This is a genomic window from Ottowia sp. (genome assembly GCF_047975795.1).
In the GTDB taxonomy this organism is placed as follows: Bacteria; Pseudomonadota; Gammaproteobacteria; order Burkholderiales; family Burkholderiaceae_C; genus Ottowia.
Genome location: NZ_JBKEEE010000051.1, coordinates 1 through 22,265, shown reverse-complemented (window position 1 = coordinate 22,265; position 22,265 = coordinate 1). Strand labels below are relative to the sequence as shown.

The 22,265-nt window shown below is 59.7% G+C and carries 17 protein-coding genes and 2 tRNA genes; 12 read left to right on the top strand and 7 right to left on the bottom strand.

Annotated elements, in window-relative coordinates; translation table 11 throughout:
* Positions 1-5 precede the first annotated feature (5 nt).
* On the bottom strand, positions 6-962 hold the full coding sequence (locus ACK5NW_RS08390; protein ID WP_416926973.1) for an SPOR domain-containing protein: 957 nt from the start codon (positions 960-962) through the stop codon (positions 6-8).
* Positions 963-974: 12 nt separating this feature from the next.
* Complete coding sequence (gene folC / locus ACK5NW_RS08385; RefSeq protein WP_416926971.1) at positions 975-2,279, bottom strand: bifunctional tetrahydrofolate synthase/dihydrofolate synthase; 1,305 nt, start codon at positions 2,277-2,279, stop codon at positions 975-977.
* 52 nt (positions 2,280-2,331) lie between these two features.
* On the opposite strand from folC, the gene ACK5NW_RS08380 reads away from it, so the two are divergent.
* From ACK5NW_RS08380 to ACK5NW_RS08370, 3 genes are all read left to right on the top strand, one after another.
* Positions 2,332-2,709: an arsenate reductase gene (locus ACK5NW_RS08380; protein WP_416927005.1), complete on the top strand. Its 378-nt coding sequence runs from the start codon at positions 2,332-2,334 to the stop codon at positions 2,707-2,709.
* Positions 2,710-2,731: 22 nt separating this feature from the next.
* Positions 2,732-4,198, top strand: coding sequence for a cardiolipin synthase (gene cls / locus ACK5NW_RS08375; protein WP_416926969.1), 1,467 nt, complete (start codon positions 2,732-2,734; stop codon positions 4,196-4,198).
* A 95-nt stretch (positions 4,199-4,293) separates the two neighbouring features.
* Positions 4,294-5,766 (top strand): NAD-dependent succinate-semialdehyde dehydrogenase, encoded by a 1,473-nt coding sequence (locus tag ACK5NW_RS08370; protein WP_416926967.1) that lies wholly within the window; start codon positions 4,294-4,296, stop codon positions 5,764-5,766.
* Between the two features lie 94 nt (positions 5,767-5,860).
* Here the strand turns inward: ACK5NW_RS08370 and ACK5NW_RS08365 are convergent.
* The 4 genes from ACK5NW_RS08365 to trxB form a co-directional block, all read right to left on the bottom strand.
* A tRNA-Ser gene (locus tag ACK5NW_RS08365) sits at positions 5,861-5,948 on the bottom strand.
* A 132-nt stretch (positions 5,949-6,080) separates the two neighbouring features.
* Positions 6,081-6,251: a 50S ribosomal protein L33 gene (rpmG, locus tag ACK5NW_RS08360; protein ID WP_006298735.1), complete on the bottom strand. Its 171-nt coding sequence runs from the start codon at positions 6,249-6,251 to the stop codon at positions 6,081-6,083.
* Positions 6,252-6,272: 21 nt separating this feature from the next.
* Positions 6,273-6,506, bottom strand: coding sequence for a 50S ribosomal protein L28 (gene rpmB / locus ACK5NW_RS08355; protein ID WP_416926964.1), 234 nt, complete (start codon positions 6,504-6,506; stop codon positions 6,273-6,275).
* Between the two features lie 218 nt (positions 6,507-6,724).
* Positions 6,725-7,681 (bottom strand): thioredoxin-disulfide reductase, encoded by a 957-nt coding sequence (gene trxB, locus ACK5NW_RS08350; RefSeq protein ID WP_416926962.1) that lies wholly within the window; start codon positions 7,679-7,681, stop codon positions 6,725-6,727.
* A gap of 138 nt (positions 7,682-7,819) precedes the next feature.
* On the opposite strand from trxB, the gene ACK5NW_RS08345 reads away from it, so the two are divergent.
* The 9 genes from ACK5NW_RS08345 to ACK5NW_RS08305 all read left to right on the top strand — a co-directional run bounded on the left by ACK5NW_RS08345 (position 7,820) and on the right by ACK5NW_RS08305 (position 21,933).
* Positions 7,820-8,494, top strand: coding sequence for a Crp/Fnr family transcriptional regulator (locus ACK5NW_RS08345; RefSeq protein ID WP_416926960.1), 675 nt, complete (start codon positions 7,820-7,822; stop codon positions 8,492-8,494).
* A 64-nt stretch (positions 8,495-8,558) separates the two neighbouring features.
* Entirely contained in the window at positions 8,559-10,901 is a 2,343-nt protein-coding gene (locus ACK5NW_RS08340; RefSeq protein ID WP_416926958.1) for a DNA translocase FtsK, read from the top strand.
* Positions 10,902-11,061: 160 nt separating this feature from the next.
* Positions 11,062-11,679: an outer membrane lipoprotein chaperone LolA gene (lolA, locus tag ACK5NW_RS08335; protein ID WP_416927003.1), complete on the top strand. Its 618-nt coding sequence runs from the start codon at positions 11,062-11,064 to the stop codon at positions 11,677-11,679.
* A 101-nt stretch (positions 11,680-11,780) separates the two neighbouring features.
* Complete coding sequence (locus ACK5NW_RS08330; RefSeq protein WP_416926956.1) at positions 11,781-13,088, top strand: replication-associated recombination protein A; 1,308 nt, start codon at positions 11,781-11,783, stop codon at positions 13,086-13,088.
* A gap of 55 nt (positions 13,089-13,143) precedes the next feature.
* Complete coding sequence (locus ACK5NW_RS08325; protein ID WP_416926954.1) at positions 13,144-13,845, top strand: REP-associated tyrosine transposase; 702 nt, start codon at positions 13,144-13,146, stop codon at positions 13,843-13,845.
* Positions 13,846-14,028: 183 nt separating this feature from the next.
* Entirely contained in the window at positions 14,029-18,831 is a 4,803-nt protein-coding gene (locus ACK5NW_RS08320; protein WP_416926952.1) for a glutamate synthase-related protein, read from the top strand.
* A gap of 27 nt (positions 18,832-18,858) precedes the next feature.
* Positions 18,859-20,334 (top strand): glutamate synthase subunit beta, encoded by a 1,476-nt coding sequence (locus tag ACK5NW_RS08315; protein ID WP_416926950.1) that lies wholly within the window; start codon positions 18,859-18,861, stop codon positions 20,332-20,334.
* A gap of 138 nt (positions 20,335-20,472) precedes the next feature.
* Positions 20,473-20,563 (top strand) — tRNA-Ser (locus ACK5NW_RS08310).
* A gap of 221 nt (positions 20,564-20,784) precedes the next feature.
* Entirely contained in the window at positions 20,785-21,933 is a 1,149-nt protein-coding gene (locus ACK5NW_RS08305) for a site-specific integrase (protein ID WP_416926948.1), read from the top strand.
* A gap of 28 nt (positions 21,934-21,961) precedes the next feature.
* Here ACK5NW_RS08305 and ACK5NW_RS08300 read toward each other — a convergent pair.
* A partial coding sequence (locus ACK5NW_RS08300) for a hypothetical protein (protein ID WP_416926946.1) occupies positions 21,962-22,265 on the bottom strand: 304 nt, incomplete at its 5' end.

The following is a 22,265-nucleotide window of genomic DNA, read 5'->3' as shown; positions in this document are numbered from 1 at the left end:
TGTGTTTACAACGACAAAATGGAGCCGGACAGGCCCGCTTTTTTCAGTGTGGCAGCGGCTTTCTCGGCCTCGGCGCGGCTGCTGAATGGCCCCACCCGCACCCGCGTGCGCTTGCCGCCGGAGGTGTTGACCACCTGCGTGTAAGTTTTGACGCCCGCCCGCTCGGCCTTTTGGCGCACGCTGCGCACCGCGCTGTCTTCGGCAAAAGCGCCGACTTGGATAACGAAACGGCCCTGGTCGTTGCTGCTGGCGTTGGTGCCGGTGCTGGCTGTGGCTGGTTTGCTGCCGCGCCCTTCCAGAATGGCGCGTGCGCGTGCGGCTTCGTCGCGCTGGGCTTTGGCCTCGGCTTCGCGGCGTGCTTTGGCTTCAGCGTCACGGCGGACCTTGGCTTCGGCCTCGCGTTTTTCGGCATCGCGCTTGGCTTGGTCTTCTTCGCGCTGCGTGCGTGCGGTTTCTCGGGCAGCTTCTTCACGCTGGGCCTTGGCTTGCTCTTCGCGGCGTGTGCGTTCTGCGGCTTCGGCTGCACGCGCGTCAGCGCGGCTGTTGTTGGTGGCGGTGTTAGTGGTGTTGGTGGCCGGTGGAGTCGTGGCTGGAGTCGCTGGTGCGGCGGCGCTGGTGCCAGGGTTTGGGGTGGCGCTCAGCACCTCTTCGCGCTCGCCCAGGCTGCTCGCATCGGGCACGCGGGTGTTGACGGCGTCAGGGCCAGGCAGTGGGGCCACGCTGTCTTTGTCGGGGATGGTGATGGGCGCGTTCACGGCCACCGGGCGGGGCTGGGTGTCGAACAGCATGGGAAAGCCGACCACCGCTGCCAGCACCAAAACGGCAGCGCCCAGCAAGCGGTGGCGTGCGCGGCGGCGCAGGTTGTCGATGGATTCCTGATGCAGGGACGCGGTGGGCTTGGCGGCGCGGTTGGGGGCTTCGGCGGGGGCCTGGCCGCGCTGGCGAAATTTGAAAAATGCCATGGAGATCCTGGGTCAGCCGCGGGCGTCTGGGCCGTGCTGGTCGGCTTGCAGACGCGGGATGCCGTGCGCCAGCACGCCGCCAACGGTGTAAAACGATCCGAAGACCACGATTCTATCAGCGGGGGTAGCCGCATCAGCGGCTGCTTGCAGGGCCTGCTGCGGTGTAACGAACACGGCTGAAGTGCCGCCTGGACGCTGCTGGCCGATGGCTTGCCACGCTGCTTGCAGGGACGCACCGGTAGCGGCGCGGGGCGTGGGTAAATCGGTGAAATACCAGTGGTCGACCAACGGGGCCATGCGTTGCAATATGGGCGTGATGTCTTTGTCGGCCATGGCCCCCAACACCGCGTGCGTGCGGGGGTAAAAGCCCATGGCGTCCAGGTTGAGCGCCAGCGCGGCCACTGCATGGGGGTTGTGGGCCACGTCCAGCACCAGGGCGGGCTGGCCAGGCACGATTTGAAAGCGCCCGGGCAAGACCACCTTGGCCAAACCGGAGCGCACAGCCTGTGCCGTGACCGGCAGTCTGGGGCGCAGCGCCGCCAGCGCCGCCAGCACGCCCGAGGCGTTGAGCAACTGGTTGGCCCCGCGCAGGGCCGGATAGGCCAGCCCGCCGTAGCGCCGCCCGCGTCCGGCCCAGGCCCATTGCTGCTGGTCGCCGGTGTAGTTGTAGTCGCGCCCCAGCAGCCATACATCGGCCCCGATCTCGGTGGCGCGGTCAATCACGCTTTGCGGCGGTACGGGGTCGCTGACGATGGCGGGCTTGTCGGTGCGCAGGATGCCCGCTTTCTCAAAACCGATCTGCTCGCGCGTGTGGCCCAGCAGCTCGGCGTGGTCGATATCGATGCTGGTGATGAGGGCGCAATCGGCATCGATCAGGTTGACTGCGTCCAGGCGTCCGCCCAGGCCCACTTCCAGGATGACCGCATCCAGCCCGGCACGCGCCAGCACGTCCAAAATGGCGAGCGTAGTGAACTCGAAATACGTGAGGTCAGTATCGCCACGAGCGCTTTCCACACGGGCGAACGATGCTTCTAATTCGGCAGCATTGACGGGCGTGCCACGCAATCGGCAGCGCTCTTCAAAGTGCACCAGATGGGGCGAGGTGTAGGCCCCGGTGCGGAATCCGGCGGCGTCCAGAATCGACTCCAACATGGCCACGGTGGAGCCTTTGCCGTTGGTGCCTGCCACGGTGAACACCGGGCAGTCAAACCGCAAGTCCATACGACTGGCCACGGCGCGCACGCGACTCAGCCCCAGCGCGATAGCCTTGGGGTGCAGGCGCTCGGCATGGGCGAGCCATTCTTGAAGGGTTTTCATGTCGGTGCCGATTGTCACAGACCCGCCGTTGGGCCGTGGCATCATCATCGGCATGACCACTTTCGTCACGCTCTACGGCATTCCCAATTGCGACACTGTGAAAAAGGCCCGCGCTTGGCTGGCCGAGCGCGGGGTGGATGTGGTGTTTCACGATTTCAAAAAGCAAGGTGTGCCGCCTGAACACCTGCGACGCTGGACGAATGCCGTGGGGTGGGAAAAGCTGCTCAACCGCCAGGGCACCACCTGGCGCAAGCTGGACGCGACGGCGCAGGCGGCCGTGCACGACGAGGCCAGCGCCGCAGCGCTGTTGACGGCCCAGCCCAGCGCCATCAGGCGCCCGGTGGTCGAATGGCGTCAAGTGGCAGGCGCTGCAGACGGTGAGGTGACTGTGGGTTTTGCGCCCGATGACTGGGCGCGCCGGGTGGGTTGATGGCGCGGGTGCCCGTCAAATCATGCTGACGCCGTTTGGGGTTCATGGCGTGGTGTTCTTGGGTTTTGCGTGGCCCTTGTGGCTGATTTGGGGCTGGGCGGCAGCGGCGGTGGCGCTCACGCTGTGGATCATCATGCAACGCAAGTCACCGGTGTCGACGCTGGCGTGGATCATCGTCGTGAACTTGCTGCCGGTGGTGGGGGCCATCATTTACGCCACCTTCGGGCCGCAACGCATTCAGCGCCAGCGCCTCAAGCGCTGGCACCACCGGGCGTCGGTGATGTCCCGCAAGGATGTGGATGCGCTGCGCGCCGAATACACCGAGGTGCCGGTGTGGGCGCGCCAGCATGTCGCGCTGATCCACAACACGGCCGATCTGCCGGTGTCCAGCGCCCAAAGTGTCGACATCCTGCCCAGTGGTGGTGCCACGCTGCACGCCTTGCTGCAAGAGATTGCGCAGGCCCAGTGCCACATCCATCTAGAGTACTACATTTTTGAGCCGGATCAGACCGGCACCCGCCTGCTGCAAGCGCTGACGGCGCGGGCGCGAGCGGGCGTCAAGGTGCGGCTGCTGGTGGATGCGGTGGGATCGCCCGCGCTGCTGTCGCGCAGGCATCGGTACCTGCTGGCTGAATACGAAGCTGCGGGCGGGCAGTTCGCCGTGTTTCACCCGGCGCGGCTGGACCGCCTGCGCCCGCTGGTCAACCTGCGCACGCACCGCAAGATCGTGGTGGTGGACGGCCGCGTGGGCTTTGTTGGCGGCATCAACGTCACCGACGACGAAAACGAACACTTGCGCCCTGACGATGCCTACCGCGACACCCATTTGCTGATCCGTGGTGGGGCCGTGCGCTGGCTGCAATACGTGTTCATGCAGGACTGGCAGTACGCTGAAGGCGCGCGCGCCAGCCGCGATGAAGTGCTGCTGCCGCCCGAACCCGCCGGGCCGGTGCCGGTGCAGATCGTGGCTTCGGGGCCAGATTCGGACACTGAGGCCATCCACCGCGCCGTGATTGACGCGCTGAACCTCGCGCGCGAGCGTGTGTGGCTGGCCACACCGTATTTCGTGCCCACCGAGGCGGCCCTGTTGGCGCTGACCAACGCGGCCCTGCGCGGCGTGCAGGTCAAACTGATCGTGCCCCAGCGCAGCGATTCGCTGGTGGTCAGCGCAGCGGCCCGCTCGTACTACGCCGAGCTGCAAGCCGCAGGCGTGCTGGTGTTTGAATACCAAGGGCGCATGTTCCACGCCAAGACGCTGCTGGTCGATCAGTACTACGGCATGGTCGGCAGCGCCAACTTTGACAACCGCAGTTTCCGGCTGAACTTTGAAGTCGCTGCGGTGGTACTGGATGACGACTTCAACCAGCAGCTGGCGGCCATGTTTCAGGCCGATTTGTCGCACTGCAAGCTGGTGCCAGAGCGTCGTGCGGTGTCGCCATGGCAGCGCCTGTTTGAAGCCGTTGCCCGGCTGGCGTCACCGTTGTTGTAAACGGCCATGGTCATGCCGCTGGTGTGACCGGCACGCATAGCGGCCAATGCGCTGACCTGCCTACAATGAAATGAATAACACGAAGGAGATGTTTCATGACCGTTCATGCCTCACCGCTGGCATTGCTGAAAGACCCCAGCTTGTTCAAGACCAACGCCCTCATCAACGGCAAATGGGTCAAGGGCAAGCAGCGCTTTGACGTTTTTGACCCCGCCACTGGGCACAAGCTGGCTGATGTGGCCGATCTGGGGGGCAAGGAAACCAAAACCGCCATTGATGCCGCCCATGCCGCCTGGCCCGCCTGGCGCTCATTGACCGGCAAGCAACGCCACGCCACCTTGATGAAGTGGTATCAACTGCTGCGCGAGCACCGGGACGATCTGGCCCGCCTGATGACGGCCGAGCAAGGCAAGCCTTACCCCGAGGCCAAGGGCGAAGTGATTTACGCCGCCAGCTTTGTCGAATGGTTTGCCGAAGAGGCCAAGCGCACCAACGGCGAAACGCTGCCCACCACCGACAACAACCAGCGCCTGACCGTGATCCGCCAGCCGATTGGTGTGTGCGCGGCCATCACGCCGTGGAACTTTCCGCTGGCCATGATCACCCGCAAGATCGCTCCCGCGCTGGCTGCGGGTTGCACGGTGGTTATCAAACCGGCCGAGTTGACGCCGCTGACGGCCCTGGCTGCGGCAGAGCTGGCCCAGCGTGCGGGCGTGCCCGCAGGCGTGATCAACGTGGTGACTGGCATGGACGCGCCGACCATCGGCAAGGCGCTGTGCGACAGCGACATCGTGCGTCACCTGTCTTTCACCGGCTCGACCGAAGTGGGCCGTATCCTGATGGCACAGTGTGCGCCCACCATCAAAAAGCTGGCGCTGGAGCTGGGCGGCAACGCGCCTTTCCTGGTGTTTGACGATGCCGACATCGACAGCGCGGTGGAAGGCGCTTTGATCAGCAAATACCGCAACGCAGGCCAGACCTGCGTGTGCGCCAACCGCTTGTACGTGCAAGATGGTGTGTACGACAAGTTTGTCAAAAAATTTGCCGCCAAGGTCAAGGCCATGAAGGTCGGCAACGGCTTTGAAGACGGCGTGGTGCAAGGTCCGTTGATCGAAAGCGCCGCCGTTGCCAAAGTCGACAAGCACGTCAAAGACGCGCTCAAGAAAGGCGGCAAAGTGGTCATCGGAGGCAAGAGGCTCAAAGGACAGTTCTTTGAACCCACCGTGATTGCCAACGCCAAAGCCAGCATGCTGGTGGCGCGCGAAGAAACTTTTGGCCCGTTGGCACCGGTGTTCCGCTTCAAGACTGAAGCCGAGGCCATTGAAGCCGCCAACGCGACGGAGTTTGGCCTGGCCAGCTACTTTTATGCGCGCGACATTGGTCGTATCACCCGTGTGAGTGAAGGACTGGAAAGCGGCATGATCGGCATCAACGTCGGCACCATCGGCAACGAACACGTGCCCTTTGGTGGCATCAAGCAGTCCGGCCTGGGCCGCGAAGGCTCGCGCCACGGCATCGACGAGTACCTGGAAATGAAGTATTTGTGCCTGGGTGATGTGTTGAAGTAGCAGCACCCGCCGCTTGCCATGAGTTGAGGGTTGAGAAAGTAACTACCGAACCAACCATACCAACCAAAAAGCCCCGATCCACGGGGCTTTTTGTTGGCGGAAGCGGTGAGATTCGAACTCACGGACGGTTGCCCGTCGCCGGTTTTCAAGACCGGTGCAATCGACCACTCTGCCACACTTCCGCGTCGATTGATTGGCTAGCAATTCTAGCGGCAGATGCCGCGTTGCCGCTGCTGTGTCAGGGAGCTCAAAACCCGCTGCAATCCGAGCGAGCGAGCGAGCGGGCTTGGCCTTGCGGGAAAGTCAGCGCCGAATTACTTCAGCTTAATTTCCTTGTACTCGACATGCTTGCGAGCCTTGGGGTCGAACTTCATGATCGACATCTTCTCGGGCATGGTTTTCTTGTTTTTGCTGGTGGTGTAGAAGTGGCCGGTGCCGGCTGTCGATTCCAGCTTGATTTTTTCGCGTCCGCCTTTGGTTGCCATGGTGTCAGCTCCTTCGGGTTTTTAAGCTTGGCCGCGTGCGCGCATGTCAGCGAGCACGGCGTCAATGCCATTTTTGTCGATCAGGCGCAGGGCCGCGCTGGATACACGCAGGCGAATCCAGCGGTTTTCGCTTTCAACCCAGAATCGACGGTATTGCAGGTTCGGCAGGAATCTGCGTTTGGTTTTGTTGTTGGCGTGGGAAACGTTGTTCCCCACCATGGGCTTTTTGCCCGTAACTTCGCATACACGTGCCATGAATTTCGACTCCAGTCGCTTAACAGCCGTTGCTTGACGCCGCGCCCACAAACTGTGTTGTTGTGTGGCACAACTCGCTTCGGCCTCACCTCGCCAGATAAGGGGTGGCGGTGGCCCCATGTGCAGGCTGCGCTAACAAGAAAGAAGCGATGTTGCCCGCACAAAACCTGCAATTATAGCGTGTGGCTGGCGATGTACTTGATCGAATATTCCCGGCTTCAAGCGTCTTGCTGCTCTAAAAAGCGTTGAGCGTCCAGTGCTGCCATGCAGCCTGTGCCTGCGCTGGTGATGGCCTGGCGGTAAACGTGGTCTTGCACATCGCCCGCAGCAAACACGCCGGGCACACTGGTCTGGGTGGCAAAACCTTGCAAGCCGCCCTGCGTTTTGATGTAACCGCCTTCCATTTCAAGCTGACCCTGAAAAATGTCGGAGTTGGGCGAGTGGCCAATGGCAATAAAGCAGCCTTTAAGCGTAATGTCTTCGGTTTGTCCGCTGTCTACGTGTTTGATGCGGATGCCAGTGACGCCTGAATCGTCACCCAGCACCTCATCCAGGGTGTGGAAGGTTTTCAGCTCGATGCGGCCAGAAGTTACTTTGTCCATGAGTTTGTCAACCAAAATGGGTTCAGCACGGAATTTGTCCCGTCGGTGTACCAAGGTCACTTTGCGCGCGATGTTGGAAAGATACAACGCTTCTTCAACGGCGGTGTTGCCGCCGCCAATGACGCACACGTCTTGATCGCGATAGAAAAAACCGTCACAAGTGGCGCAGGCGGATACGCCACGCCCCATGAACGCCTGCTCTGAGGGGATCCCTAAGTATTTGGCTGAGGCTCCGGTGGCGATGATCAGGCTGTCACAGGTGTAGGTGTGACTGTCACCGGTCAAATTAAAAGGGCGTTGCGACAGGTTGGCCGTATGGATGTGGTCGAATTCGATGGAGGTATTGAATCTTTCAGCGTGCGCCAAAAAACGCTGCATCAAGTCGGGGCCTTGCACGCCTTGTGCGTCGGCGGGCCAGTTGTCGACTTCGGTGGTAGTCATCAATTGACCACCTTGCGCCATGCCTGTCACAAGCAAAGGTTTCAAGTTGGCGCGGGCGGCATAGACGGCGGCGGTGTAGCCGGCGGGGCCTGATCCCAGAATAAGTACTTGGGCGTGTTTGCTGTTGTTCATGGTTTGTTTTGGCTTTTGGGCAAAGCTGCGATAGGATAGGAGTGATCGCAAACAACGCTGCATGGCTTACTGCACACAGCTTGATTGCTTCTATTTTAAGAACATCATCAGAAATTTTAAGGTTGGAGGTTGATAGCCATGACCATGTTGTCTAGCCTGGATTTGATTCGTCGTGTGCCTTTGTTTTCGATGTTGACCGAAACGCAGGCCACTGCTGTGGCAGATGCGGTTGTCAAGCGCAGATTCAAGCGCGGTGAAGTCATTGTGGAGCAAGGCAAGAAGTCCAACGCCTTGTTCATTTTGCTCAATGGCCGAGGGCGCGTGCTGACCGCTGACAGCCGGGGGCGTGAAGTGATCTTGGCCACGCTGCAGCCCGGCGATCATATTGGTGAGATGAGCTTGATTGACAACGAACCCCATTCTGCGACCGTGCGCGCCGAGGTGCAAACCGATGTTCTGATGCTGGGGCGCATGGAATTTGCACGTTGCTTGCCTGAAAATTCATCCATGGCCTATGCCGTGATGCGCGGCCTGGTGCAACGGCTGCGGCATGCTGATCGCAAGATTGAATCGCTGGCGCTGATGGATGTGTACGGGCGAGTGGCTCGAGCTTTGCTTGAATTTACCGCCGATCAAGGCGATGGCGAAATGATCATCCGCGAAAAAATTTCCCGCCAGGATATTGCCAAAATGGTGGGTGCCTCGCGCGAGATGGTCAGCCGCGTGATGAAGGATCTGGAAGAGCGCGGCTTTATCCAGACCCAGGACAACGGGGCCATTGTGGTCAAAGAGCGGCTGAACTCACTGGGTTGATCGCGCCCGGCCGTTTTTTGCGGCCAGCATGCGGTAAGCTTGCCCGCGACCTGTAGTTTTATCCATGGCTTACCCTCTCAATACCTTCAATAATGCGCCGACCACATCGTCCGGTCGGTCAGGTGTCGCGCGGTTTGCGCAAGAAGTGGCCCTGATACTGGGCATGGCCTTGATTGTGTTTGTGACGCTGGCACTGGTCAGTTACTCGCCACAGGACGCAGCGTGGTCTACCTCGGGGGCGAGCGGCCCGATTCAGAACTGGGCGGGCAAGGTGGGTGCCTGGCTGGCCGATGTGGCCTATGTTCTGCTGGGTTTTTCGGCGTGGTGGTGTGTGGCTGTGGCCATCAGCGCATGGCTTGCTGGGGCAGGCCGCTGGATGCACGCCCATGATGATGCTCGATGGACTGCTGGCGAGCGGCCAAGCACGCTGTGGTCGCGCGTGTTGTCTATGCGCAGCATGCGGTGGCTGGGTTTGGTTTTGCTGCTGCTGGCCAGCACGGGCCTGGAATGGTCGCGTCTGTACCGGCTGGACGATGCGTTGCCTGGCTCGGCGGGTGGGGCGTTGGGCTATTTGGGTGGCCCTATGGCTGTGAAATGGCTGGGGTTTACAGGTTCGGCGCTGCTGGCCATTGCGGTGCTGGTGCTGGGGTCGGCGCTGGCCTTTCGGTTTTCGTGGAGCCATTTGGCCGAACGCATCGGTGCCAGCCTGTATACGCGGCTGGAATCGCGGCGCGAGCGGCGCGAAATTGCCCAGGACGTGGCCATGGGTAAACAGGCCGCCAAAGAGCGCGAAGAGGTAGTGCACCATGAGCGCGAGGTGATCGAAGAGCAGCATCCCGCACCAGTATTGATTGAGCCGACTTTGGTGCAGGTTCCCAAGAGCGAGCGCGTGGTCAAAGAACGGCAAAAGCCCTTGTTCAATGAGCTGCCCGACAGCAAGTTGCCGCAGGTGGATTTGCTGGATGCCGGGCTGGCGCGCCAGGAAAGCGTGGCGCCAGAGACACTGGAGATGACCAGCCGCCTGATCGAGAAGAAACTCAAGGACTTTGGGGTCGAGGTGCGGGTGGTGGCTGCTGCGCCCGGCCCGGTGATCACGCGTTATGAAATTGAGCCTGCCACGGGCGTCAAAGGCTCGCAAGTGGTCAATTTGGCCAAGGATCTGGCGCGCTCGCTCAGTTTGGTGTCTATTCGTGTGATCGAGACCATTCCCGGCAAGAACTACATGGCGCTGGAGCTGCCCAACGCCAAACGGCAGTCGATCCGGTTGTCGGAAATCTTAGGCTCACAGGTCTACAACGACGCCAAATCGTTGCTCACCGTGGGATTGGGCAAGGACATCATCGGCAAGCCGGTGGTCGCTGATCTGGCCAAGATGCCGCACGTGCTGGTGGCGGGCACCACCGGCTCGGGCAAGTCGGTGGGCATCAACGCCATGATTCTGTCGCTACTGTACAAGGCCGAGCCGAAGGACGTGCGCCTGCTGATGATCGACCCCAAGATGCTGGAGATGTCAGTTTACGAAGGCATTCCGCACCTGCTGGCACCCGTGGTCACCGACATGAAGCAGGCTGCTCACGGGTTGAACTGGTGCGTGGCCGAGATGGAGCGGCGCTACAAGCTGATGAGCAAGGTCGGCGTGCGCAACCTGGGCGGCTTCAACCAGAAGATCGACGACGCCAAGGCGCGCGGTGAGTTCATCTACAACCCCTTCAGCCTGACGCCTGAAGACCCTGAGCCGCTGGATCGACTGCCCTACATCGTGGTGGTGATCGACGAGCTGGCCGACCTGATGATGGTGGTGGGCAAGAAGATCGAAGAGCTGATCGCCCGCCTGGCGCAGAAGGCGCGCGCCGCCGGTATCCATTTGGTGCTGGCCACTCAGCGCCCCAGCGTGGACGTGATTACCGGCCTGATCAAGGCCAATATCCCCACACGCATTTCGTTCCAGGTGTCGAGCAAGATCGACAGCCGCACCATTTTGGATCAGATGGGTGCTGAGGCGTTGCTGGGCATGGGCGACATGCTGTACCTGCCCAGCGGCACGGGGCTGCCGATTCGGGTGCACGGTGCGTTTGTCAGCGATGACGAGGTTCATCGCGTGGTGGAGCACCTCAAATCCCAGGGCGAGCCGAACTACATTGAAGGCGTGTTGGAAGGCGGCACTGTCGATGGTGAAGACGGCGGTGGCCTTGGTGAAGGCGGCGGCGAAAAAGACCCGCTCTACGACCAGGCGGTGGAGGTGGTATTAAAGAACCGCAAAGCCAGCATTTCGCTGGTGCAACGCCACCTGAAAATTGGCTATAACCGCGCAGCGCGGCTGGTCGAAGATATGGAAAACGCCGGCCTGGTCAGCAGCATGAGCGGCAGCGGGCAGCGCGAAATTCTGGTGCCTGCACGACCAGAATAATTGGCCGGGTAAGTCGCTGCCACAGCGCCTGCCAGTGCATCAATGCGTAGGCCAATGCCTGCATGGAACCACACAACGAAAGATGAATCTCATGCGCATGAAAATCAAAAAATTGCGTGATACCGTGCGTCAGACGGTGGTGTGGGGCGCGGTGGTAGGTATGGCAGTGCTTGGCGGACAAGCCTGGGCCGGGGGGATGGACAGTCTGGCGCAGTTCGTCAAAGGCACCCGTTCTGGTCAGGCCGATTTCACCCAGGTGGTCACTTCACCGGGTAAAGAGGGGCAGCCGCCCCGCAGCAAAACTCAAAATGGCCACTTTGAATTTCAGCGCCCTGGCAAATTCCGCTTTACTTACCGCAAGCCTTTTGAGCAAACCATCGTCGCCGATGGCCAGACGCTGTGGCTTTACGACGCTGATCTGAATCAGGTGACGCAGCGCGAGCAAGAGCAAACCTTGGGTTCTACGCCTGCTGCCATTATCGCAAGCGCTACTGATTTGAAAGCATTGGAGAAAGACTTTACGCTCACAGAAGAGCCTGACCGCGATGGTCAGCAATGGGTCAAGGCGCAGCCCAAAGCAGGTGACGGCCAGTTGCAAAGCATTCATGTCGGCTTTCGCCAAGGGGGCAGCGGGGCTGAGCTGACCGCGCTGGAAATTGCCGATGGCTTTGGGCAACGCTCGGTACTCACTTTCAGCAACATTCAGGTCAATGTGCCGGTTCCCGCCAGCAGTTTTCAGTTCAAGCCGCCACCCGGTGCCGATGTGCTGCGGCAATGATTGTTTGGTGCGCAGGACAAATTGGCCGCGGCTGCACGATGGATGGGCTTAAGCCAACGCCATGATGCAAGCCCTGCTGCCCTGAAACCTGTCTGATCCCCATGCCTGATCTGTTTGCACGCACGCCCTCCGCGCCACTGGCCGAGGCGCTGCGGCCCAAGACCTTGGATGAGGTGATCGGGCAGTCTCACCTGCTGGGCGAAGGCAAGCCTCTGAGATTGGCCTTTCAGTCTGGCAAGCCGCACTCCATGATTTTCTGGGGGCCACCTGGTGTCGGTAAAACCACCCTGGCGCGCCTGATGGCGACCGCCTTTCAGTGCGAGTTCATCGCCCTGTCGGCGGTGTTTTCAGGCGTCAAAGACATTCGCGCCGCCATGGAGCAGGCGCAGCAAAACCTCGCCATGGACAAGCACACGATCTTGTTTGTGGACGAAATTCACAGGTTTAACAAATCGCAGCAAGACGCCCTGCTGCCTTACGCCGAAAGCGGTTTGATCACCTTCATCGGAGCCACCACCGAGAACCCTTCCTTTGAAGTCAATTTGGCCCTGCTGTCGCGCGCGCAGGTCTATGTGCTGAAGTCGCTGACAGAGCAGGAGCTGAAGTTTCTGCTCAAGCGCGCGCAGGACAAGGCGCTTGACGGGCTGGAGTTCGATGACTTGGCCCAGGACACCCTTGTCGGCTATGCCGATGGCGATGCCCGAAGACTGCTGAACTTGCTGGAGCAATGCCAAACGGCGGCTGGTGCTGCGGGTGTGCACAGCGTTGGTGCCGATTTTGTTCAAAACGCCCTGACCTTGAATAGCCGACGTTTTGACAAAGGCGGTGACAACTTTTACGACCAGATTTCCGCCCTGCACAAATCGGTGCGTGGCTCGCACCCGGACGCGGCGCTTTACTGGCTGACGCGCATGCTCGATGGTGGCGCTGACCCCCGATACCTGTTGCGCCGCATTGTCCGCATGGCCTGGGAAGACATTGGCCTGGCCGACCCCCGGGCCATGCAGATCGCCAACGATGCGGCGCTCACTTATGAGCGCTTGGGCAGCCCCGAAGGAGAACTGGCCCTGGGGCAGGCCGTGATCTACCTGGCCGTTGCCCCCAAAAGCAATGCGGGCTACACGGCCTATAACCAGGCCAAAGCCTTCGTCAAGCAAGACCAAAGCCGTGAAGTGCCGGTGCACCTGCGCAACGCCCCCACCAAACTGATGAAAGAGCTGGGTTATGGACATGCATACCGCTATGCCCATGACGAACCCCACGCCTATGCAGCGGGCGAAACCTATCTTCCTGAGGGCATGCAAGAGCCAGCTTGGTATCAACCCGTGCCCCGAGGGCTGGAGATCAAGATCGGCGAAAAGCTGGCCCTGCTGAAGAAGTGGGATGCCGATGGCGGAAAGAATGACTAACTGGGCCTGACTAATTGGGGTCAGATTAAGACGGTAGGCAAGATACCATTGCCCCATGGCTCGCCAACCCCGTCTGACGCTTCCTGGCTACCCGCACCACATCATTCAGCGCGGCAACAACCGTCAGCCCATTGTTTTGGATGACGAAGACCGCCAGTGTCTGCTGGACGGTATTCGCACGCAGGCGCAGGCAGCACGGGTGGCGGTGCACGGCTATGTGTTGATGAGCAACCACCTGCACCTGCTGGCCACGCCAGAGACGGGCGAGGGCGTGCCCACGATGATGCAGGCGTTCGGGCGCAGCTATGTGCGGCAGTTCAACCGCCGTCACAACCGCAGCGGCACGCTGTTTGAGGGGCGCTACCGCAGCACGCTGATCGAGGCCGAGCGCTATCTGCTGGCCTGCATGGTTTATATCGACCTGAACCCGGTGCGCGTGGGCATGGTGGCCCAGCCCGAGGACTACCCCTGGTCCAGCTATGCACACCATGCCGGATTGCGTCAAGACGATGGGCTGACCACCCCGCACCCGCTGTACTGGGCGTTGGGCAATACGCCGTTTGCCCGGCAGGCGGCGTATGCCGATCTGGTGCATGCGGGTCTGAGCAACGAGCAGCGCACGCAAATTGGGCAGACCACGCACAGTGGCTGGGCGCTGGGCACTGCTGATTTTGTCGCTGATTTGCAAGCGCGCACTGAACGGCGCGTGGCACGAGGGCGAGCGGGGCGCCCGATCAGCAAACAAAAGTCCGATTAAAAGTGAGTATTTGCATTTACAGGTATGCGCAAGCAGCTATCGTATTTGATATGTCCCCGATTAAATGGAGCATCTAAAAATGATCTGTAAATTATGATCTGACCCCAATTAAAGTGCTTGGCATTTAAGTTGCGCTGCACTATCCTTGCCCTCCCCGATGATTTGAGCAATGGAACACGCGCGATGACGACGCCTGCCGAAAAACTGCACCTTCAACAAACCGGTCTGTACGACCCTGCTCACGAGCACGATGCCTGTGGCGTGGGCTTTGTGGCGCACATCAAGGGCGAAAAGAGCCACGCCATCATCACCAATGCGCTGAAGATTTTGGAAAACCTGGACCACCGCGGCGCGGTGGGGGCCGACAAGCTGATGGGCGACGGTGCGGGCATCTTGATCCAGATGCCTGATGCGCTGTACCGCGAAGAAATGGCCCGGGCCGGTACGGCCCCTGATGGGTCTAAGGGCGTCGAGTTGCCACCGCCCGGCGAATACGGTGTGGGCATGATTTTTCTGCCCAAAGAGCATGCCAGCCGCCTGGCTTGCGAAGAAGAGCTGGAGCGCGCCGTCAAAGCCGAGGGCCAGGTGGTGCTGGGCTGGCGTGACGTGCCGGTCAACCGCGATATGCCCATGTCGCCCACGGTGCGCAAGAAAGAACCGGTGATTCGCCAGATCTTCATCGGTCGCGGGGCCGACGTGATCGTGCAGGATTCGCTGGAGCGCAAGCTGTACGTCATCCGCAAGACAGCCAGCGCCAACATCCAGGCGCTCAAGCTCAAGTACAGCAAAGAGTACTACGTGCCCAGTATGAGCAGCCGCACCATCATCTACAAAGGCTTGCTGCTGGCCGATCAAGTAGGCGCTTACTATCTTGACTTGCAGGATGAACGTTGCGTTTCTGCGCTGGGCTTGGTGCACCAGCGCTTTTCTACCAACACCTTTCCTGAGTGGCCGCTGGCGCACCCGTACCGCATGGTGGCGCACAACGGCGAAATCAACACCGTCAAGGGCAACTACAACTGGATGCGCGCGCGTGAAGGCGTGATGAGTTCCCCCGTGCTGGGCGACGATCTGAAAAAGCTTTACCCCATCAGCTTTGCCGACCAGTCCGACACGGCCACTTTCGACAACTGCATCGAGCTGCTGACCATGGCCGGTTATCCGCTGGCGCAGGCCGCCATGATGATGATTCCCGAGCCGTGGGAGCAGCACTCCACCATGGACGAACGTCGCCGCGCGTTTTATGAATACCACGCCTCGATGCTGGAGCCTTGGGACGGCCCGGCCTCCATCGTGTTCACCGATGGCCGCCAGATCGGTGCCACGCTCGACCGCAACGGCCTGCGCCCCGCCCGTTATTGCGTCACGGATGATGATTTTGTCGTCATGGGGTCTGAATCCGGTGTGCTGCCCGTGCCTGAGCACAAGATCGTGCGCAAATGGCGCTTACAGCCCGGCAAGATGTTTCTGATCGATCTGGAGCAAGGCCGCATGATCGACGACGAAGAAGTCAAGGCCAGTTTGGCCAACGCCAAACCGTACAAGCGCTGGATCGAAGACCTGCGCATTCGCCTGGACGACGTGGTCAAGCCCACCGCCGGGGCCGATTCGCCCGAGTTGCCCACGGTCGATACCGAGCCACAAACTTCTGGTGTCGAAACCACGCCGCCCGCCATGCTGGACGTGCAACAGGCATTTGGTTACACGCAAGAGGACATCAAGTTTTTGCTCAGCCCTATGGCTGCGCACGGCGAAGAAGCCATTGGCTCCATGGGCAACGACAGTCCGTTGGCCGTGCTGTCGGACAAGACCAAGCCGCTGTACAGCTACTTCAAACAGTTGTTCGCTCAGGTGACCAACCCGCCGATCGACCCGATCCGCGAGGCCATCGTGATGAGCCTGGTCAGCTTCATCGGCCCCAAGCCCAACTTGCTGGACATCAATCAGGTCAACCCGCCCATGCGGCTGGAAGTCAGCCAGCCGGTGCTGGATGCGGCCGACATGGCCAAGCTGCGTGACATCAAACAACACACCCAGGGCAAGTTCAACTCTGCCGTGCTGGACATCACCTACCCGCTGGACTGGGGTGCCGATGGGGTCGAAGCGCGCTTGGCCAGCCTGTGCGCGCAGACGGTGGACGCCATCAAAGGCGGCCATAACATCCTGATTCTGAGCGACAAGGGCGTCAGCCCTGATCGCGTGGCCATCCCCACGCTGCTGGCTTTGTCGGCGGTGCACCAGCACCTGATCCGCGAGGGCCTGCGCACCAGCGCTGGCCTGGTGATCGAGACCGGCAGCGCACGCGAAGTGCACCACTTCGCCGTGCTGGCCGGTTACGGTGCCGAGGCCGTGCACCCCTGGCTGGCCATGGAAACGCTGCACGCCCTGCACAAGGACTTGCCGGGCGAGATGAGCGGCGAAAAAGCCGTTGCCAACTACGTCAAGGCCATTGGCAAGGGCCTGTCCAAGATCATGTCCAAGATGGGCGTGAGCACCTACATGAGCTACTGCGGCGCACAGTTGTTTGAAACCATTGGCATCAGCGCCGAGACGGTGGCCAAGTACTTCACCGGCACGCCCAGCCGCGTGGGCGGTATTGGTGTGTTTGAGATCGCCGAAGAAGCCTTCCGCCGCCACCGTTCGGCTTTCAGCGACGACCCGGTGCTCTCGGGCATGCTGGATGCGGGCGGCGAATACGCCTGGCGCACGCGCGGTGAAGAGCACATGTGGACGCCCGACGCCATCGCCAAGCTGCAACACAGCACACGTGCGAACAACTTCAACACCTACAAGGAATACGCCCAAATCATCAACGATCAGAGTCAGCGCCATATGACGCTGCGCGGTCTGTTCGAGTTCAAAGTCGATCCCGCCAAAGCCATTCCGGTCGACGAGGTAGAGCCTGCCACCGAAATCGTCAAACGCTTTGCCACCGGGGCCATGTCGATGGGGTCGATCAGCACCGAGGCGCACGCCACCCTGGCCGTGGCCATGAACCGCATCGGCGGCAAAAGCAATACCGGCGAAGGCGGCGAAGACCAGCGCCGTTACCGCAACGAGCTGAAGGGCCTCCCCATTCAGCAAGGCGAATCCCTGGCCTCGGTGATCGGTAGCGAAGCGGTGGTCAGCGATGTGCCGCTGCAAGCCGGTGACAGCCTGCGCAGTCGCATCAAACAGGTGGCCTCAGGCCGCTTTGGCGTCACTGCCGAATACCTCAGCAGCGCCGACCAAATCCAGATCAAGATGGCCCAGGGTGCCAAGCCTGGCGAAGGCGGCCAGTTGCCCGGTGGCAAAGTCAGCGACTACATCGGCCGGCTGCGCCACAGCGTGCCCGGCGTGGGTTTGATCAGCCCGCCGCCGCACCACGACATTTATTCGATTGAAGACTTGGCGCAGTTGATCCACGACTTGAAAAACGTCGCCCCGCACAGCGACATCAGCGTCAAGCTGGTCAGCGAAATCGGCGTCGGCACCATCGCCGCCGGGGTGGCCAAGTGCAAGGCCGATCATGTGGTGATTGCCGGGCACGATGGCGGCACTGGTGCTTCGCCCTGGTCTTCCATCAAGAACGCGGGCAGCCCGTGGGAAATCGGCCTGGCCGAAACCCAGCAAACCCTGGTGCTCAACCGCCTGCGCGGGCGCATCCGCGTGCAAACCGACGGCCAACTCAAAACTGGCCGTGACGTGGCCATTGGGGCGCTGCTGGGCGCGGATGAGTTTGGCTTTGCCACCGCGCCGTTGGTGGTCGAAGGCTGCATCATGATGCGCAAATGCCACCTCAACACCTGCCCGGTGGGCGTGGCCACGCAAGATCCGGTGCTGCGCCAGAAATTCACGGGCAAACCCGAACACGTGGTCAACTACTTCTTTTTCGTGGCCGAAGAAGTGCGCCAGATCATGGCGCAACTGGGCATCCGCAAGTTTGACGATCTGATTGGCCGCAGCGACTTGCTGGACATGCGCAAGGGCATCGCGCACTGGAAAGCCAAGGGACTGGACTTCTCGCGCCTGCTGGTGCAACCGGCTGTGCCTGCCGACGTACCGCGCTACCACGTGGACGGCCAAGACCACGGGTTGGACAAAGCGCTGGACCAGCGCCTGATTGAAAAAGCCCGGCCCGCCATTGAAAAAGGCGAGGCGGTCAAGTTCATGGAAACGGCGCGCAACGTCAACCGCTCGGTCGGGGCCATGCTGTCGGGCGCGGTCACCAAGGTGCACCCCGACGGCCTGCCCGACGACACCATCCGCATCCAGATGGAAGGCACAGGCGGCCAGAGCTTTGGCGCGTTTTTGTGCCGCGGCATCACCATGTTCCTGATTGGCGAGGCCAACGACTACACCGGCAAGGGCCTGTCGGGTGGCCGCGTGGCCGTGCGTCCCAGTCTGGATTTTCGGGGCGTGGCGCACCAGAACATCATCGTCGGCAACACGGTGATGTACGGGGCCACGGCGGGTGAGGCGTTCTTTGCCGGCGTGGCGGGCGAGCGCTTTGCCGTGCGCCTGTCAGGTGCCAGCGCGGTGGTGGAAGGCACGGGTGACCACGGCTGCGAATACATGACCGGCGGCACCGTCGTGGTGCTGGGCCGCACGGGCCGCAACTTTGCTGCGGGCATGTCCGGCGGCGTGGCCTATGTGTACGACGAAGACGGCCAGTTTGCCAAGCGCTGCAACATGGCCATGGTGGCGCTTGAAAAAGTGCCCCCCGCGTCTGAGCAAAAAGCCATTGGCGACGTCGGCACCTGGCACCGGGGCCAGACCGATGAAGAACAGTTGAAGAAGCTGCTCGACGAACACCTGCGCTGGACGGGCAGCCGCCGCGCGCGCGATCTGCTCGACAACTGGGCCGCCACGCGCGAGAAGTTCATCAAGGTCATGCCCACCGAATACAAGCGCGCGCTGGGCGAAATTCATGCACGAAAAGTGGCTCAAGCGCAAACAGAAAAAGCGCCAGCAGCTACCAAAAAGAAAGCGGCTTCGGCCAAGTAAGAAGCCAGCAACAAGGAACACGCCATCATGGGAAAAGTCACCGGCTTTTTGGAGTTCGAGCGCATCGAAGAGGGCTACGCCCCGGTCGCCGAACGTTTGAAGCATTACAAGGAGTTCGTCATCGGTTTGGATGACACGCAAGCCAAGACGCAGGGCGCGCGCTGCATGGACTGCGGCACACCGTTTTGCAACAGCGGCTGCCCGGTCAACAACATCATTCCAGACTTCAACGATCTGATTTACCGGGGCGACTGGAAAAACGCCTTTGCGGTGCTGGACTCGACCAACAACTTCCCTGAGTTCACCGGCCGCATCTGCCCCGCACCGTGCGAGGCGGCCTGCGTGCTGAACATCAACAATGACCCGGTGGGCATCAAGTCGATCGAGCACGCCATCATCGACCGTGCGTGGGACGAAGGCTGGGTCACGCCCCGCTTGCCCAAAGCCAAAACCGGCAAGAAAGTGGCCGTGGTGGGCGCTGGCCCGGCGGGCATGGCGGCGGCGCAGCAATTGGCGCGTGCGGGCCATGACGTGACCTTGTTCGAGAAGAACGACCGCGTGGGCGGCCTGCTGCGCTACGGCATCCCTGACTTCAAGCTGGACAAGGCACACATTGACCGTCGTGTCGAGCAAATGGAAGCCGAAGGCGTCACTATCCGCACTGGCGTACTGGTCGGGGCCATGCCGAAAGACGGCCCCGGCACAAAAGTGACCAACCTGGCCAAAGACACCGTGACGGCCAAGCAGTTGATGAAAGACTTTGACGCCGTGCTGCTGACCGGCGGTGCCGAGCAGTCGCGCGACTTGCCCGTGCCGGGGCGCGACCTGGACGGCGTGCACTTCGCCATGGAACTGCTGCCGCAGCAAAACCGCGTCAACGCCGGCGACAAGGTCAAGGACGCGATCTCGGCCAAGGGCAAACACGTCATCGTCATCGGCGGCGGCGACACCGGCAGCGACTGCGTCGGCACCAGCAACCGCCACGGTGCCCAAAGCGTGACGCAGTTCGAGGTCATGCCCATGCCGCCCGAGCAGGAAGATAAACCCATGACTTGGCCCTACTGGCCCATCAAGCTGCGCACCAGCTCCAGCCACGACGAGGGTGCAGTGCGCGAATTTGCCATCTCCACGAAGGAGTTCGTGGGCGAAAAAGGCAAGGTCAAGGCGCTGAAAACCGTGCAGATCGAATTCAAAGGCGGCAAACTGACCGAAGTGCCTGGCACCGAAAAAGAATGGCCCGCTGATCTGGTGCTGCTGGCCATGGGTTTCACCAACCCGTTGGCCAGCGTGCTGGACGCCTTTGGCATCGACAAAGACGCGCGCGGCAACGCCAAAGCCCACACCGAAACCGCAGGCGGCTACGCCACCAGCGCGCCCAAGGTGTTCGCCGCTGGTGACATGCGCCGTGGCCAAAGCCTGGTCGTGTGGGCGATCAGAGAAGGCCGCCAGGCCGCGCGCGCGGTGGACGAGTTCCTGATGGGGTTCAGCGAGCTGCCGCGCTGAGACGCTACGCCACGGCCTTCACAGATCGCCCTCGTTGTGGGCGAAGTAAAAGCACGCGAGCCGACCACCTGCGTGGCGGCAGGCCCGGCAAACCGCCTTTGCCGCCGTAGGCGTACTGCTACAATTTGCCCCTTTCGCGGAGAGGTGGATGAGCGGTTTAAGTCGCACGCCTGGAAAGCGTGTGTGGGTTAATAGCCCACCGCGGGTTCGAATCCCGCCCTCTCCGCCAAAATGAAAAAACCCTTGTAATTCAATGAGTTACAGGGGTTTTCTCTTTTTAGATGGTAGCAACATTGGTAGCAATCAATGCTCGGCTTACCTATCTACTTGCTTGGTTCTACTTACTACCTGCACACCCGAATCGGAGGCAAGCAGGTCAAGAAGTCACTACGAACAAGCTATCAAAGGATTGCTATCCTTCGGGCTGTTACTTTGCTTAACAGTCTAAGAATGAACAAAAAGCCAACCATAGGAGACTTTGCTCATCTCCTGACTGATGAAGTCACCCCAGAAAAGTACGAGGTGGACTTGTCCCGAGGTATCCTCAAAGCAGATGACCCAGAAGACCACAGCAGGCTAATGCAAGCACTGCAAGCAATGCAGATGGTTCAACAAGTCCCAGCACTTGCACCAGCCCCAGCAGTTCCACAAGATGACCCTACAGCCTTGAGGCTGGGCGAACTGCTTGAGAAGTTCTTTTTGCTCCGTAAGCAACTCACACAAGCAACAGCCATTGCATACAAGAATTGCATTGGAGAGTTGTCAAAGTTCCTGAAGAACCCACCCATTACACGGGTTAGCTCTAGTGATGTAAGTAGGTATCAGGAATATCTAGCAAATAAGGGCAATAGTGTTAGGACAATAGATAATAAAATATCTATTGTTCGTGCTCTATACAATTTTGCTAAAAAGCAAGGTTATACAAGACAAGATAACCCAGCAGAGAACAGAGCATTACTCACAAAAAAGCAAAGGCTTAAAGGTGGCTATGCCATCTTTGAAAAAGAAGAAATAGAACTCTTCTTCAAGAGTGAGTTTTTCAAAGAACAAAAAACAAAAGACCAAGACTATACAACTGCTGTAATACTTGGCCTGTTTACTGGGTGCCGAATTGGTGAAATTACAAGCCTGAAAAAAGAACAATTTAAAGTAAGTTCTACAGGTGTCAATTACATATCTATTCGAGATAGTAAAACACTTGCAGGAATTCGGGAGGTTCCTATTCATCCCTTTGTTTTCAACCGTATTGAGGATTTTATCAAGTCTAAGACTGATAAGATTTTTAAATACATTGAGAAAGATGGCAAGGGTACAGGTAATGCAGTTGGCAAAAAGTTTGCTAGAAATATTGAGAGTGCAGGAATTACAAGAGAGAAGCTTGTTTTTCACAGCTTGCGGAAATTCGTAAATAATGAGCTAATGAAGAATAAAGTCAGCTTGGAACATCGTTGCCAGTTCATCGGGCACGAGCTGGACAATGTGAATGTTTCCATTTACACGGAAACAATCAGCATTGATGAACTTGCAGAGACAGTATTCCCAACCTTTGAAAAGATTTTTGATTTAGTAAAAATTTCTCTTTATAGAACAGAATTTTAATCCGTAATTTATTCAAATCAAACAGGCTTCAGCCTGTTTTTTTTGTGGCATCAGCCTGCCTCTGGCTGTTTAAAAATGACGATAGTTCGTTTTTACTTGAATAATGTAGAATAACTGTAACTAACTCTTCAAATTTATTGTTTGAGTAATCTTCTATATATTCATTGGTGAAGCTATCTTTGAAATCACTATCAAACTTATCTTTTAATTCTTCTAGGGAAGGTCTGCAAAAGTCAGCCCCATGACGGCCTGATCTGAGACAGTGGAGCGATGCAACAGACAAGCCTTGCCACCACTGGATTCGAGCTTGCAGCCAAACGCACGCGCAAGCG

What these genes read in the sequence shown, in the direction of transcription:
- folC (WP_416926971.1), bottom strand. Translation starts at nt 2,279, where the DNA reads ATGAAAACCCTTCAAGAATGGCTCGCCCATGCCGAGCGCCTGCACCCC.
- ACK5NW_RS08330 (WP_416926956.1), top strand. Translation starts at nt 11,781, where the DNA reads ATGCCTGATCTGTTTGCACGCACGCCCTCCGCGCCACTGGCCGAGGCG.
- ACK5NW_RS08305 (WP_416926948.1), top strand. Translation starts at nt 20,785, where the DNA reads ATGAACAAAAAGCCAACCATAGGAGACTTTGCTCATCTCCTGACTGAT.
- ACK5NW_RS08345 (WP_416926960.1), top strand. Translation starts at nt 7,820, where the DNA reads ATGACCATGTTGTCTAGCCTGGATTTGATTCGTCGTGTGCCTTTGTTT.
- rpmB (WP_416926964.1), bottom strand. Translation starts at nt 6,506, where the DNA reads ATGGCACGTGTATGCGAAGTTACGGGCAAAAAGCCCATGGTGGGGAAC.
- ACK5NW_RS08370 (WP_416926967.1), top strand. Translation starts at nt 4,294, where the DNA reads ATGACCGTTCATGCCTCACCGCTGGCATTGCTGAAAGACCCCAGCTTG.
- ACK5NW_RS08380 (WP_416927005.1), top strand. Translation starts at nt 2,332, where the DNA reads ATGACCACTTTCGTCACGCTCTACGGCATTCCCAATTGCGACACTGTG.
- cls (WP_416926969.1), top strand. Translation starts at nt 2,732, where the DNA reads ATGCTGACGCCGTTTGGGGTTCATGGCGTGGTGTTCTTGGGTTTTGCG.
- trxB (WP_416926962.1), bottom strand. Translation starts at nt 7,681, where the DNA reads ATGAACAACAGCAAACACGCCCAAGTACTTATTCTGGGATCAGGCCCC.
- ACK5NW_RS08340 (WP_416926958.1), top strand. Translation starts at nt 8,559, where the DNA reads ATGGCTTACCCTCTCAATACCTTCAATAATGCGCCGACCACATCGTCC.
- ACK5NW_RS08315 (WP_416926950.1), top strand. Translation starts at nt 18,859, where the DNA reads ATGGGAAAAGTCACCGGCTTTTTGGAGTTCGAGCGCATCGAAGAGGGC.
- rpmG (WP_006298735.1), bottom strand. Translation starts at nt 6,251, where the DNA reads ATGGCAACCAAAGGCGGACGCGAAAAAATCAAGCTGGAATCGACAGCC.
- ACK5NW_RS08320 (WP_416926952.1), top strand. Translation starts at nt 14,029, where the DNA reads ATGACGACGCCTGCCGAAAAACTGCACCTTCAACAAACCGGTCTGTAC.
- ACK5NW_RS08325 (WP_416926954.1), top strand. Translation starts at nt 13,144, where the DNA reads ATGGCTCGCCAACCCCGTCTGACGCTTCCTGGCTACCCGCACCACATC.
- lolA (WP_416927003.1), top strand. Translation starts at nt 11,062, where the DNA reads ATGGCAGTGCTTGGCGGACAAGCCTGGGCCGGGGGGATGGACAGTCTG.
- ACK5NW_RS08390 (WP_416926973.1), bottom strand. Translation starts at nt 962, where the DNA reads ATGGCATTTTTCAAATTTCGCCAGCGCGGCCAGGCCCCCGCCGAAGCC.